Source organism: Actinoplanes sp. NPDC051537 (assembly GCF_055586105.1).
The window spans coordinates 1-14,115 of the sequence record NZ_JBVJIU010000028.1 but is presented as its reverse complement, the minus strand read 5'-3'; the positions used below and the strand labels follow the sequence as shown (position 1 = coordinate 14,115).

Below are 14,115 nucleotides of genomic sequence, written 5' to 3'. Positions count from 1 at the left end.
CCGCTTCCCGCCCGGCCGCCTCGCTCGCGGGTGACGCCGCGGCGTCGCCCGGCGGCCGGCCGGCGCGGGGCTCCGCGAACGCCGACGCCGAGCTGGCCTACGGCGACACCCTCGCCGCGGCCCTGTGGCGTCAGCGCCAGCACACGCTGCACACGGCGGCGACGCTGAAGTCCCTGGAAACGCTGCGCACCCAGCACGAGCAGGCCACCCGCGCCGCCGACCTCGACCCGCTCACCGGCATCGCCAACCGCCGCGCCTTCGACCGCGCCGTCCGCCGCGCCCAGTCGCTCCCCGGCGCCGCCGACGCCACGGTGACCGTCATGATCATCGACGGCGACCGCTTCAAACAGATCAACGACACGATGGGCCACCCCGCCGGCGACACCGCCCTGCGCGAGATGGCCCGCGTCCTGGCCGCCGAGCTCCGCGGCCAGGACCTGATCGCCCGGCTCGGCGGCGACGAGTTCGCCGCCCTGCTGCCCGGCATCTCCCCGGCGGCCGCCGCCGCGATGGCCGAACGGATGGTGGCCGCCGTCCGCGACCTCCCCGACTGCCGGACCACCATCAGCATCGGCCTGGCGTCGGCCCCAGCAGCCGCCCTCGGCGACGCCATGCACCGCGCCGACCGCGCGATGTACGACGCCAAGCGCGCCGGCGGAGACGCCGTCCGCGAGCACGAGTTCATCGCGCCCTGACCGCGGGCCGCCCTTCCGCGGCGCCGCGCCCGGCATTCGCCGCCCCGCGACCCCCGCGCCCGGCATCCCGCGCCCCCCGCGACCCGCGCGCCCGGAATCCCGCGCCCAGCACCCCACACCCGGCACCGCGCGACCCGCGCCCGGGCACACGGCGACCTCCGCGCCCGGCATCCCGCACCCCCGCGCGCCCGGCATCCCGCACCCCGCGCGCCCGACATCCCGCACCCCGCGCCCGGGCACACCGCGACCCGCGCGCCCGGCATCCCGTACCCCACGACCGCCGCGCCGGACATCCCCGTGCGCCCACGTCCGAGGGGCGCCGGGCGATCCCGGTCAGCCGCCGTTGACCGGCCGGAACGGCTCGATCCGCTCGGCGCGGGCCGACGCCACCGCGGCGGGAGCGCCGGTCGGCAGGTGGTCCATCATCGTGCGGCCGAGGACCGCGTGCGCCTGCACCGCCGGGTGGGTCGAGCCGTAGTTGTCGAGGTCGCCCAGGCCCTCGGCGAACATCGCGTACGTCAGCTTCGGCAGTCCGTCGGCGCCGAACATGATGCCGGCCTCGTGCCGGGACGCGCCGAGCGTGTTGAAGTCGGCGCCGTACTTCGTGGCCACGCGCGCCCGCTCGTCGGAGGACATCACCCGGCGTACGCCGTCCATGTAGCCGTTGATCCACCGGGTGATCCCGAGCAGGAACGTGCACGACTCCGGCGACAGCAGCGTCTTGGTGGCCAGCCGCCAGAGCAGGTCGTGCATCTCGCGCGGCGTGGTGGTGCCGAGGTAGAAGCGGTTCGGGTTGGCGACCGGCTCGACCCGGGTGTGCACGAAGCCCTTGGCCGCGAGGATCTCGTTGATTTCCGCGGCCGGGACGACGCGGCCGCACATGCGCACCGCCGTGTTGTCCGAGACGAGCAGCATCGCGGTCAGGAAGTTGGCGATGGTGATCTCGTCGCCCCACACGGTGTGCAGGAAGTAGATGCCGCTCCCGCCCAGGATGATGTCGGCCGGCAGGTCGAGCTTCTGGCCGAGGGTCAGCTCACCCCGATCGATCTTGTCCATCACGGCGGTGGCGACGGCCAGCTTCTGCACGCTGTAGCCCTGGGTCACGTGGTCGGCGTCGTCCTCGACGATCGGGACCGGGGCGCCGGTCGCGTCCACGCCCGCGATGTGCGAGTGCCAGGCGCCGCCGGCCTTCGCCTTCTCCCGGCCGTAGACCGACCGGATGCGGCCCGTGCCGCTCAGCGCCGCGTCGGCCGGCGATCCGGCCATGAGCGCGGCGGTCGCGGCGGTGGCGGCGCCCAGGCCCAGGGCGGAACGGCGCGAGAAAAGAACGGACATCAGACTCCCCCGTTGGCATGACATCGGTCGGCGTCAACGTACTAGACGGCCGCGCGGCCGGGCGGTCCGGTTGGGCGGACCGCCCGGCGAAGCGGCCCCAGGGCGGGCGGCCCCCGGGGGAGGGAGGTGGGGCCGCCCGGCGCGGCGTCCCTAGGGGCGGGCGCCCGGCGCGGCCGGGGAGGAGGCCGGCGAGGGCGCGCAGGAGGACGGCGAGGGGGCGGAAGGGGAAGGCGCGGGCAGGTCCAGGCTCGTCCGGAACGTGGCCGGTCGCAGGAACGCGGCCGCGATCAGGCCGAACACCGCAGTCGACACCACCGTGCCGCTGAGCAGCGCCACGAACAGCACCAGCAGCAGTCCGCTGAGCGCCTCGAGGATCTGCCGGTGCGACATCGGGTCACCCCTCCCCCGCGGATGCGTGTATACACCAAGCATTCCGCAGGCCTTCCCAGCGAGCAAGAATTCTCAACGAGAAAAGTCAGGCCGCAAGTGCCGGAGAGGTGCCGGGGACTCTCGCCGGACGATGGCGACCAGCAGCGCGAGGCACCCCAGCGACGCGGCGATCGTCAGGCCGGCGGCCGAGCCGAGCACGGCGAGCAGCGCGAGGCCGGCGGCCCACGGCCAGCGGCCGGCCGACATCGCGAGCAGCAGGAGCGAGGCGGCGGCGACCGGGAACCAGTAGTACGGGTGGGCCACCGGATCGGTCACGACCCGGAGCAGGCCGGCGACGAGCGGCACGGCGGCGACGGCGATCGGGTCGGTCCGCAGGAGCCGGGCGGCGAGCGCGACGCCACCGCCGACCAGGGCGGCCTGCGCGGGTCGCAGCCACCACGTGGCCTCGTGCAGGCCGAGCAGCGCCGGGATGGTGCCCGGGTCGACCGGCCAGCGCTGGGCGAACATGGCGAAGTGCCCGGTCAGCACGAACGGCAGGTAGGCCGCGACGCCGAGCAGGGCGGCGTGCACGCCGGTCCGGACGGCGCGGGCCGGGCGGGCGGCGGCGAGCAGGCACGGCACGCCGAGGACGGCCCAGGGGGCGATCGCGATCCCGAGCGCGAGGACGGCCGCGGCGGCGAGGTCACGGCGGCGGCGTCCGAGGACGATGGCGTACGCCCACAGCGCCGGAATGGCGAGCTCGGCGGGGTGACCGTTCCAGGGCAGTGGGGCCGCCACCCAGACGAGGGCGAGCAGGCCCGCGATCGCCTCGCGCCGGACCAGGGCCGCCCCGGCGTCGGCGGAGAGGCGCGCGCACAGCCACATCGCGCCCGCGACCAGCAGCGCGTCGAGCAGGGCGACGGTGACCGGCGAGGGCGCGCCGCCGATGGTGAGCAGGCGGCTGACGAGGAGCTGGGCGGGGCCGGCCTGGTTCCAGGCGCCGGCGTAGACGTCGGCCAGGCGGCCGCGCAGCAGCAGGTCGGCGGCGGCCGAGAAGTCGGCGAGGTCGGGCGGCACGGTCAGCGTGAGCAGACCGACGACGGCGGCGAGCGCCGCCGCGACCAGGCGGCGGTGCCGGACGAGGACGGTCACGCGGCAAGCAGTGCGGGCTCGGGCCGGGCCGGCGGGGCGGCCGCCGGGCGGAGGCCGCGGGTGGTGAGCAGGGCGGCCAGCAGGAGGATCTCGGCGAGGACGAGCCAGGACTGCGCGTCGGTGCGCGGGCCGAGGAACAGGTCGAGGTAGGCGGCCGGGGACGCGAGCAGGGCCAGGCCGGGCAGGAAGCGGGCCCAGGCGCGGAACGGCAGGCGCCCGCAGACGATCAGGAGGACGACCACCGCGTAGCCGGTCATCAGGAAGTGGACCTCGGAGATGCCGCCGGCCAGGAACGTGCCGAAGATCAGGACCGCGCCCAGCCAGAGCGGGGACGGGCGGCCGGCGCGCAGACGGCGGGCGACCCCGGCCACGACCAGGATCAGCGCCAGCGCGGCGGCGGCCACGCCGAGCAGGTGCGGGGCGCCCTGGCCCTCGGCCCAGCCGCGCAGCGAGAGGTTGTTGACGGCGTTGTCGCCGTGCAGGTTGGTGCCGGTCAGACAGTAGCGCAGCACCCGCGGGAAGTCGTGGCCGCCGGGCACGACCAGCATCGAGAGCAGGACCAGGGCGCCGCCGGGCAGCATCGTGAGCAGCAGGGCGCGCCACCGGCGGTGCAGCAGCGGGACCAGCACGAGCGGCGCCAGCATCGGCTTGACCAGCAGCGACGCGGCGAGCAGGGCGCAACCGAGCACCCAGCGGCCGCGGTGGAAACAGAGCAGGACGCCCACCGCCACCGGAACGAGCAGCTCGCTGAGGTTGCCGAGGAACAGCGACCGGGCCGCCAGCACGCCGCCGAGCAGGCCCATCGTCACCGCGGCGAAGACGGCCGGGCGATAGGGGCGCGGCGCCTCGCGGGCGATCAGGACGGCGGCCACCAGCAACGCGGCGGCGCCGGTCAGCACCCAGCCGACGAAGCCGGCGACGGGCGAGCCGAGCGCGGTGGGCAGCAGGAGCAACGCGGCGGTCGGCGGGTAGACGAACGTCGGGTCGGTGAAGACGGAGTTCCCGGCGAGCAGGGCCTCGGCCGCGTTGCGCAGCGGCAGGTAGTCGATGCCGGGCACGATCCAGCCACCGAGGACGTCGTTCAGCGCGAGGCCGACGAAAACCGCGGTAACGACGATCAGAAGCGCGCCGCCGACACGCGGCGGCACCCGGCGCACCCATTCCACGACCGCAGGATCGGTCGCCGCCCGGCCCCGGTTGAGTGCCGCGCGCGGTGCGGAACGGTCACGAAACGAGTCGCGAGAAGACCACGTGGTTTCCGATCGCGGCGTTCGTCACCAGGGTCAGCTCGGGTTCCCGGCCCGGGCCGGCCAGCAGCTCGCCGGGGAAGGCCTCGTGCGGGTAGTGGCCGACGGCGGTCACGGCGAACTCCAGCTCGCTGCCGTCGGCCCGGCGGACCACGATGCGGTCGCCGGGCATGAGCAGGCGCAGGCGGTAGAAGACGGCCGGGCCGTTCTCGGCGGAGTCGGCCGGCCCGACGATCACGGCGGCGCCGGGCTCGCCGGGAGTGGGGGTCGAGTGCATCCAGCCGGCGGGCACGTCGATGCCGGGAGCGTCGAAGATGCGGCCGGGGCGCGACCCGATCGGCACCACGGCGGTGCGCACCCCGATCGCCGGGATCTCCAGGCCGGTGGGCACGGATGGCTCGGCGACCGGCCGTCCGCCGGCCCCCGTCAGCACGTCGCTCTCGGCCATGGCGGCGTCTCCCCTGCGCTACCGGGGCGAGACCGCCCCTGGTGAAGGGTAGATCCGGGACAGACGCGGCGAAACCCAACTATCCGTGATCGGCCACTTCGCCGGCCGTCTCCATGGTCAGCACGAACCGGGAGCCGCCGGCCGGGTTCGGCTCGTGGTGGATGTCGCCGTGGTTGGCGTGGGCCAGGCCGCGCACGATGTACAGGCCCAGGCCGGTGCCCCGGACCGACGCGGCGTCCCGGTCGGCGCGGGCCAGCCGCTCGAACAGGTGCGGCCGGAACTCCTCGGGCACACCCGGCCCGCCGTCCTCGACCACGACCGCGGCTCCGCCCGTACCGGGAAGGCCGATGGTGATCCCGGAAGCGCCGCCACCGTACTTCGCGGCGTTGGAGAGCAGGTTGACCAGGATCTGCTGCAGGTGACCGGCGTGGAACCGGACCCGGATGTCCGGGCCGGCGACCGGCAGCTCGAGATCCATGGCGGCCAGCGCCCGATCGACCTCGGCCCGCAGCGACAGCTCCTGCCGGGCCGCGTTGATCGTCCCGGCGTCGATGCTGACCATGGCGAGCACCTCGCGGACGATCTCGTCGAGCCGGCCGGCCTGGCGGGCGATCGCGTCCACGGCCCGGTCCTTGCGCGCCTCGTCCATCCCGGGCGCGTTGTCGATCAGCAGTTCGGTGTAGCCGCGGATCGACGACAACGGGTTGCCGATCTCGTGCCCGAGCATGCCGATGAGGTCGAGCTTGAGCCGGTTCGCCGCCTCGAGCTCCTGGTTGCGCTCGGCCAGCGCCGCGGCCGCCTGGTCCCGGGCGTTCTCGGCGGCGCGCCGGGCCGAGATGTCGGTGACCACCGCGATCAGGTTCTTCGGGCGCCCGGCCTCGTCGCGCACCAGCGAGACCGTCGACGCCACATCGACCCAGTGCCCGTCGCGGTGCCGCAGACGACCCTCATGGGTGTACGAGGTGGCGTCGCCCGCGAAGAGGCCGGCGATCTCGTGCTGGATGGCCGCCAGGTCGTCGGGGTGCCACAGCTCGGCGTCCGGCGTGCGGGCCATCTGCTCCGGGGTGTGGCCGAGCATCGCCGCGTACGCCGGGTTGACCTGCAGGTGCGAGCCGTCGAGGGTGCGGATGATCTGCCCGGCGGCCGAGTTCGCGAACTGGGCGCGGAACCGCTGCTCGCTCTCGGCCAGGGCCTTCTCGGCGGCCCGGGCGGCGGTGACGTCGGTGTTGATCTCCAGCACCTGGGTCTCGGCGTCGGCGCGGGGCCGGTGCGGGACCATCCGGCTGAGCACGGTGACCGTACGCCCGCCGGCCGTCAGATGCTCGAGCTGGCCGGCCCAGTGCCCCTCGCGGTAGAGGCCGTCGACCACTCCCTGCGCCCCGCAGGCGGGAAAGCCCGTGGCCAGCAGCCGGTCGATGTTCTTCCCGATCGCGGCCCGCGCCGGCCAGCCGTAGAGCGCCTCCGCCCCGGCGTTCCACCCGCGGATCGTCCCGTCCATGTCCCGCACGATGACCGCGGCCGGGATCAGCTCGAGCAGCCGGGCCTGGCGCCGCAGCTCCGCGTCGGCGGCCCGCTTCGCCGTGATGTCCTGCACCTGGTTGACCAGGTAGAGCGGGCGGCCGCGGTCGTCCAGCACCGGGGCGCCGACCAGCGCCACCCAGACCACCCGCCCGTCCTTGTGCCGGTAGCGCAGCTCGGTGCGGTAGGGCGTGATCCCGGCCGTGACCGCGGCCCGCACCTGCTCGTCGGTCGGCACGTCGGCCGGGTCGATCAGGTCCCGGTAGGTCATCTCGGTCAGCTCGTCGGCCCGGTAGCCGGTGATCGCGCACAGCGCCGGGTTGACCTGCAGATAGCGGCCGACGTCGGCCTCCGACATGCTGATCAGGCTGAGGCCGAGCGGCGAGTTCTCGAAGGACAGCCGGAACCGGGTCTCGCTCGCCTCCAGCGCGGCCAGTGCCCGGGTGCGCTCGGCCAGCAGGTCGGCGTTGCGCTCGGCGTCGTCGGCGTGCCGCAGGGCCGAGCTGAGGCTGTCGGCGAGCAGCGCGAGCTGCTGCTCGTCGGTGTCGTCGAAGACGTCGGGGCGGGCCGCCGAGATCTTCAGGCAGCCCATCACCCGGTTGTCGGCGTGCAGCGGGGCGATCAGCATCGAGGCGATGCCGAGGCGCTCGCAGGCGGCGGCGTTGACGCGCGGGTCGTGCCGGGTGTCGGGGCAGTGCGCGGGGGCGTCGGAGGTGAGCACCCGGCCGCTGAGCGACCCGGCGATCCGGATGCGCGTGCCGCCGGCGGCCGCGAGCGTCCCGGCGGTGGCCTGGTAGTAGAGGTCGTCGCCGTCCACGAGCTCGACAGCCGAGCCGTCGGCCGCGTCGAACAGCTCCACCGCCCGCCCGGCGACCACGCGCAGGGCGTCGTCGCGTACGGCCGCCGCCGCGGTGACCTCCCGCTGGACCGCGAGCGTCGCGCGCAGCCGGCGCACCGCCTTCTCCCGCGCCTCCGCCGCCATGCGCTCGGCGGTGATGTCCTGGATCTGCACGAGCCGCCACCGCCGGCCCGCCGGCCCGGGGATCAGCGACAGCGTGACCCGGCTCCACGAGACGCGGCCGCCGGGATGTCGCAGGCGGGTGTCGTAGCAGACGTCGCCGGCGCCGCGCAGCAGCGCGAGCCGGGCCCGGGCCGCGTCCTCGAGGTCGGCCGGGTCGGTGATCTCCCGGTGGGTGAGCCCGACCAGGTCCGCCCGGGACCGGCCGGTGAGCTGGGCGGCGGCCGGGTTGACCCGCTGGAAGCGGCCGTGCTCGTCGGCGATCAGCAGGCCGATCGGGCAGCCGTCGAACGCGGTGCGGAACTGTTCCTCGCTGCGGGCCAGGTCGGCGCGGGCCTCCCGCTCGGCGGTGACGTCGAGCAGCTGGACCACGGCGTGCTGCGGCCCCTGGTCGTCGGTGATGGCGAGCAGATGGACGGCGACCGTGACCAGGCTGCCGTCGGCGCGCCGCAGCTCGGCCTCGCTCGGCGTGCCGCCGCCGGCCGCGGCCACCGCGAGGGCCGGCACGTCGACCCCGCCGACCTGCTCGGCCGAGAAGCCCAGCAGGCGCCGGAAGGCCGGGTTGGCGAGCAGGATCCGGCCGCGGTCGGCGCCGCGCAGGCCGATCACGATCGTCGGGACCGGGCTGTGCTCGAAGACCTCGGCGAACCGGCGCTCGCTGCGGGCCAGCCGGTCGAGCGCGGCCAGCGCGGCGGTGCGCTCCTCCTCGAGCGCCTGCACCGCGGCCGTGGCCTGGCGCAGCAGCTCCCGCTTGTGCGTCGCGTCGGCGGCGTGCCGCAGCGCGCCGGAGAGGGCGTCGGCGAGCAGGGTGAGCTGCTGCTCGTCGGCCTCGGCGAAGGCGTCCGGCCGGCGGGCGGCGACGGTGAGCACGCCGATCGGGCCGTCCGGGGTGCGCAGCGGGGCGATCATCATCGCGTGGATCCCGGTGCGGCGGACGATGGCCTGGTTGGCGCGCGGATCGGCGGTCGCGTCGGCACAGCGCACGGTCGTGCCGGTGGCGACCGCGACGCCGGCCAGGGAGCCGTCGAGCGGTACCGACGGCGTCGCCCGCTCGGCCAGGGCGCCGATGCCGGCCAGGGCTCGCAGCGTGGCGCCGTCGGGGTCGATGAGCTGCACGGCGGCCGAGTCGCCGGCCGGGAGCACCCGCAATGCGCGGTCGGCCATCAGGCGTACGACCGCGTCTCGTTCCGTCGCCGCGGCGGTGACCTCACGCTGCACCGCGATCGTCATGCGAAGCCGCTGTGCCTCCCGGGCCGCCGACTCCTCGGCCAGCTTGCGCCGGGTGATGTCCTCGCACTGGACCAGACGGTCGCGGCTGCCGTCCGCGCCGGGGATCGTCGTCAGGCCCACCCGGGCCCACACCACGGTTCCGTCGGGGCGTACGTATCGCTTGTCGAAGCCCGACGCCGCCTCGGGATCCGCGCCCAGCCGCCGGACCTCCCACTCGCTCGCCGAGCGGTCCTCGGGGTGGGTGAGGCCGATGTAGTGCCGGCCGATCAGCTCGCCCGCCGGCCGGCCGACCATCCGCTCGAAGGCCGGGTTCACCCGGCGCAGCAGGCCGTCGTGCCCGGCGATGGCCGAGGCCAGCGGGCTCGCGTCGAAGGCCGCCCGGAACTGCGCCTCGCTGCGCAGCAGGGCCTGTTTGGTGGCCACCGCGCCGGTGCGGTCGACCACCTGCATCACCAACCGCCCCGGCTCGCGCAGGTAGGTCACGCCGACCAGGCAGTGCACCACCTGCCCGTCCCGGCCGAGGAAGCGGGTGTGCCGCCGGTAGCTCCCGGCCCCGCCCTCGACCAGCGCGTGGGCCTGCGCCCGGTCCTCCTCGATCTCGTCCGGGTGGGTGAGCGAGGCGAGATCCCGGCCGTCGAGCTCGTCCTCGCCGCGGCCCAGCATCGACGCCATGGCCGCGTTCACCCGCAGGTTGCCCCCGCCGGGGTCGAACACGGCCATGCCGATCGGCGACGCGTCGAACAGCGTCTCACGGTCGGCCCGGCGGTCCAGGAAGCCGACTGTCACGATGACCCGTTCGGCCCGGATCGGCCGGATCTAAGCGTCAGCGCTTCGTGTATATGAATCCGATCTTGTCGACCTCGTCGCCGGCGCGCCCGTGGAAGCCGGCCACCTGCCAGCCGCCCGGGGCCGTGCGGGTGACGCAGTCGGACGTCGTGGCGCCGCCGGCGAGGGTGTGGCCGGCGCTGGTGGTGAACTGGGCGTAGAAGACGCGGGTCGTGCCGGCGTACTTGCCCTGGCACAGCTTCACCGCGGTGACGTACTCGCCGGCGCCGAGCGTGAGCGACCTCGCCGTGCCGCCGGAACCGCCGTGGGACAGCACGGTCCCGGTGGTGAGGGTGAGGCCGAGCGCGTCGACGCGGCTGCCGGCCCGCAGGCTGACGACGCCGGCCCGGGCCCCGGCCGGGACCTGGTCGATGTCGGTGTAGTAGTCGCCGTGCGGCCCGCCGAACTGCTCGCTCAGGCGGTACGCCGCGCTGGTGGACCACGAGAACGTGACGCTGATCGGGTCGTGGTCGGACAGGCCGGCGAAGCCGTCGTGCTCGTTGTGGTACCCGGTCGCGGTCAGGCCGACGAGCTTGCTACCGCGATAGAGCACCTTGTCGACGACCTCGCAGGTGTCGGTGATCGCGCTCTCGTCGCACACGAGCGGGTCGCTGCCGATCGCCGGGGCGACCCCACCGCGTTCCAGGCGGACCCAGGCGTCGGTGAGGCCGTTGCTCGCGGCGAAGGCGGCGATGGTGTCTCCCGTACGCGTGTAGCGCGTGTTCGTGTCGCCCATCACCACCACGGCGTTGCCCGCCGAGTGCGACCCGATGAACGCGGAGAGCTGGCTCAGGTTGTCGGCCCGCGAGGCGAGGTCCCCGGCGTTGGTCCCGGCGTTGGTGTGCAGGTTGTAGAAGTCGACGTAGACGCCCTCGGCCAGCCGCTCCCGCATGAAGGTGAAGCCCTTCGGCGTGAGGCAGTCGCCGGAGTCGAGCTGGCACGAGTTCCAGTGCACGCGCTCGAAGTCGCCGGTGTCGTACGCGTAGCCGGACAGCGTGTTCAGGCCGCTGCCGATGCCCGCGCCGCCGCTGGTCGGCGTCCGGTACGGGTGGGCGTCCGCCGCGTACAGATCGGCGTGGTAGTTGAAGTCCTCCTGAACATGCACGATGTCGTACGGCCCGAGGAGCTGCCCGATCGCCGTGGTCGCCGGCCCGCGCGGGGTGGGCGCGCTGGAGATGCCGTCGGGCAGTCCGGCGACGTTGTAGGTGAGGGTCGTGAAGGTGCCCTGTTCCGCCGCGGCGGCCGGCGCCGTGATCACGGTCGAGAGCAGGGCGGCCACGAGGGACGCGATCCGAAGCATGTACCGGACGGTAGGGTTCGACCCTTGTCGATGGAAGCGCTCCCGTAATACTCATAGGTGAAAAAAGGTCGCGTTCACCGACGGTTCGCCGGGTGGTCTCCGGGCTGGTCGAGAGTCACCTCGACAATTCCCTCCCGACCTGGAGATTCGCGTGATCGAATCGACGCTCACCCGGCGCGGCCTGCTCCGCGCCGCCGTCGTCGCCGCGGCGGCGCCCCCGTTGCTGCGCGCCCTGCCCGCGGCCGCGGCGCCGTCGTCGTCGTTTGTGGACAGCTATCAGACCAACGTCGCCGCCAACACCACGGCCGACAGCAACGCCGCCGTGCGGATCCTCTCCGGCATGCAGCGCCTGTGGCAGACCGGCGCGGCCTGGAACACCGGCACCGTCCTCGACGCGCCCGCGCTGCGCGCGAGCATGCGGTACGCGGCCCGGGTGACCCGCGACCGCACGCCGGCCGAGGCGGCCCGCGCGTTCGTCCAGGACCGGCAGAACCAGAGCTACGCCGCGATCTCCGGCCTCGGCCCGCTGGCCGCCGCCTACAAGGAGGGCGCGCTCGCCGTCACCTCGATCACCTCCGCGCCCGGCGGCACCCCCGCCACCACCATCGACGACACGATCCCGGCCGGCGCCCCCGCCGGGTCGGCCCTCGGCGCCGGCTCGCCCACCTCGGCGCTCGGGCAGGTCGTCACCCTGGTCAACACCGTGCGCGGCTCGTTCTCCTCGGGCAACCCGAGCAAGGCCGCCTACCAGTACCCGCGCCCGTGGCGGATGACGCTGGACAGCGAGGTCGTGGACACCGGCGCCGTCGACGCGCTCGGCTTCCCGGTCTACGACTCGCCGGTGGTCGTGGCCCCGCAACTGCTGCGCCAGCGCAGCGCCACCCCGGCGAGCGACGGCGGCTTCCCGAGCGGCCACACCAACGCCTTCCATCTGGCCGCGCTGGCCTTCGCGTACGCGATTCCCGAGCGCTTCCAGGAGCTGATGGCGGCCGCCTTCGACCTGTCCGAGACGCGCATCGTCGCCGGCATGCACTCCCCCGTCGACGTGATCGGCGGCCGCATCCTGGCCACCGCCCTCGCCGCCGCGATCCTGAACGACCCGGCGAACGCCACGTTGAAGGCCGCGGCCCGCGCCCAGGCCGTCGCCTACTTCCGGCCTTCGATGGCCACCGGCACCGACCCGTACGGCGACCGGGCGGCCAACGAGCGCCTGGTGACGCCGAAGCTCACGTACGGCCTGCCGCGCGGCCGCCCGACCGCCCCGATGGTCGTCCCGCGCGGCGCCGAGGTCCTGCTCGAGACCCGCCACCCGTACCTGTCGGCCGACCAGCGCCGCGAGGTCCTGCGCACCACGGCGGTCGGCGCCGGCTGGCCGCTGCTGGACGGCCCCGAGGCGTGGGGCCGGCTGAACCTGTTCGCGGCCGCCGACGGCTACGGCGCCTTCGACCGCGACGTGGTCGTCACGCTGGACGCCGCCGACGCCTGGCGCAACGACATCGCCGGCCGCGGTGGCCTGCTGAAGGCGGGCCCGGGCGCGCTCACGCTGACCGGCGCCAACACCTACCGCGGCGGCACTACGGTCGCGGCCGGCACCCTGACCGCGGCGTCGTCGCGCGCCCTGGGCTGCGGCGACGTGGTCGTCACCGGCGGCACCCTGGCCGCCGCGCGCATCGGAGGCTCGTTCCGCCAGCAGGCCGCCGGCACCCTCGCCGCCGGCTCCCACGTCGAGATCTCCGGCGACGCGGCGCTCGGCGGCACGTTGTCGGTCGGCGGCGACACCGTGCTGCGGGCCCGGCGCGTGCGGGGCCGCTTCGACCGCGTCGTCGCGCCGGCGGGCCACCGGGCGGAGGTGAGCTACTCCCGTACCGCGGTCACGGTCCGTCTCCACCGCGCCTGACCCTCACCGCGCTCACCGCCACCGCAGGCGGCGTCCGTCTCACCGCAGGCAGCGTCCGTCCGGGTAGGCGCCGACCGGCCCGAGCGGCACGGCGCCGAGCTCGAAGCGCACGTAGGTGACCGCGCAGGCGCCGCCGCCCAGCGGCACACCGTAGAGCACGCTGTCCGTCGGCGCCCGGTCGTCGTCGCCGCGCGGGCGCCGGACCTCGGCGTTCGCGCGGCCGAGGTCCCGCAACGCCGACCGGACGGTGAGCACGTCCGCGTCGGTGACGTCCCGGGAGCGCAGGCACGCCGAGCCCGGGCACACCGCCTCGCTCACGCCGGTGCTGATCGTCTCCGCCATGGCGTCGGCCGCGGCGGTCTCCACGAGCGGCGCGCGGTCGGGGTCGTCGGCGATCCGCCGCCCGCACCCGGCCGCCTCGTTCCGGAGCAGGGCGGCGTTGACCTCCCGCAGGTCGGTGCCGCCGATGTAGGCGACCAGGCCGCGGCGATCGCACGGGTCGGCGCTCGGCCGGGGCTCGGCGACGGGCTGCCGCGGCGAATCGGTGAGCGAGCGCACCGCCACGACCATGCCGACGACCAGCACCGTCAGCGTCACCAGGCCGACCGGGCCCGTGCGGCGGGCGCGGCCGTCCTCCCCGAAGACGAACACCGCGCCAATCTACGCGCGGCGGCCCCTGTGCCTGGGGGCCGGTGTTTCGCCGTGGGACATCGCCGGGCGGAACATCTGGTCAGAGCGTGCGGGACAGCACCAGCTCGTCGTCCTCGAGCTCGCCGGTCGGAATGAAGCCCATCGAGCGGTAGAGGGCGAGCGCCGGGGTGTTGCCGGGGTGGCAGGAGAGGCGGATCTCGGTGGCGTTCTGCTCGGAGCGCAAGTAGCCGACGATCGCCTCGACCGCCGCGCGGCCGATGCCGGCGCCCTGGGCGGGGGCGTCGATCAGCATGCCGCCGATCCAGTGGGCGTCGGGGGGGGGGGGGGGGGGGGGAGGGGGGGTGGGGGGGGGGGGGGGAAGAGGAACAAAAGGAGGGAGGGAGGCGCGCGGCAAAGGGGGGAGGGGAGGGAGGAGAGAAAAGAGGGGGGC

Annotated in this window: 11 protein-coding genes; 2 read left to right on the top strand and 9 right to left on the bottom strand. The window is 75.0% G+C overall.

Annotated features, from left to right (window positions below):
* On the top strand, positions 1-695 hold a 695-nt coding region (locus ACZ6TB_RS44820; RefSeq protein WP_465566678.1), incomplete at its 5' end, for a GGDEF domain-containing protein.
* A 333-nt stretch (positions 696-1,028) separates the two neighbouring features.
* Here ACZ6TB_RS44820 and ACZ6TB_RS44815 read toward each other — a convergent pair.
* The 7 genes from ACZ6TB_RS44815 to ACZ6TB_RS44785 all read right to left on the bottom strand — a co-directional run bounded on the left by ACZ6TB_RS44815 (position 1,029) and on the right by ACZ6TB_RS44785 (position 11,137).
* Positions 1,029-2,030: a serine hydrolase gene (locus tag ACZ6TB_RS44815; RefSeq protein WP_465566675.1), complete on the bottom strand. Its 1,002-nt coding sequence runs from the start codon at positions 2,028-2,030 to the stop codon at positions 1,029-1,031.
* 150 nt (positions 2,031-2,180) lie between these two features.
* Positions 2,181-2,420: a hypothetical protein gene (locus ACZ6TB_RS44810; RefSeq protein ID WP_465566899.1), complete on the bottom strand. Its 240-nt coding sequence runs from the start codon at positions 2,418-2,420 to the stop codon at positions 2,181-2,183.
* Between the two features lie 72 nt (positions 2,421-2,492).
* Entirely contained in the window at positions 2,493-3,551 is a 1,059-nt protein-coding gene (locus ACZ6TB_RS44805; protein WP_465566672.1) for a hypothetical protein, read from the bottom strand.
* A complete protein-coding gene (locus tag ACZ6TB_RS44800) occupies positions 3,548-4,717 on the bottom strand; it encodes a glycosyltransferase 87 family protein (RefSeq protein ID WP_465566670.1) in 1,170 nt (389 codons plus the stop codon). The genes ACZ6TB_RS44805 and ACZ6TB_RS44800 overlap by 4 nt, the downstream gene beginning before the upstream one ends.
* 58 nt (positions 4,718-4,775) lie before the next feature.
* Complete coding sequence (locus tag ACZ6TB_RS44795) at positions 4,776-5,246, bottom strand: sortase domain-containing protein (protein ID WP_465566667.1); 471 nt, start codon at positions 5,244-5,246, stop codon at positions 4,776-4,778.
* A gap of 79 nt (positions 5,247-5,325) precedes the next feature.
* Positions 5,326-9,798, bottom strand: coding sequence for a PAS domain S-box protein (locus tag ACZ6TB_RS44790; RefSeq protein ID WP_465566664.1), 4,473 nt, complete (start codon positions 9,796-9,798; stop codon positions 5,326-5,328).
* Between the two features lie 37 nt (positions 9,799-9,835).
* Positions 9,836-11,137 (bottom strand): jacalin-like lectin, encoded by a 1,302-nt coding sequence (locus ACZ6TB_RS44785; protein WP_465566663.1) that lies wholly within the window; start codon positions 11,135-11,137, stop codon positions 9,836-9,838.
* A 151-nt stretch (positions 11,138-11,288) separates the two neighbouring features.
* Here ACZ6TB_RS44785 and ACZ6TB_RS44780 point away from each other — a divergent pair, with 151 nt between their 5' ends.
* Entirely contained in the window at positions 11,289-13,034 is a 1,746-nt protein-coding gene (locus ACZ6TB_RS44780; RefSeq protein ID WP_465566661.1) for a phosphatase PAP2 family protein, read from the top strand.
* A gap of 39 nt (positions 13,035-13,073) precedes the next feature.
* On the opposite strand, the gene ACZ6TB_RS44775 is transcribed toward ACZ6TB_RS44780, so the two are convergent.
* Both ACZ6TB_RS44775 and ACZ6TB_RS44770 read right to left on the bottom strand, forming a co-directional pair.
* Positions 13,074-13,685: a hypothetical protein gene (locus ACZ6TB_RS44775; RefSeq protein WP_465566659.1), complete on the bottom strand. Its 612-nt coding sequence runs from the start codon at positions 13,683-13,685 to the stop codon at positions 13,074-13,076.
* Between the two features lie 79 nt (positions 13,686-13,764).
* Positions 13,765-14,079 (bottom strand): GNAT family N-acetyltransferase, encoded by a 315-nt coding sequence (locus ACZ6TB_RS44770; protein WP_465566891.1) that lies wholly within the window; start codon positions 14,077-14,079, stop codon positions 13,765-13,767.
* Between the last annotated feature and the right edge of the window lie 36 nt (positions 14,080-14,115).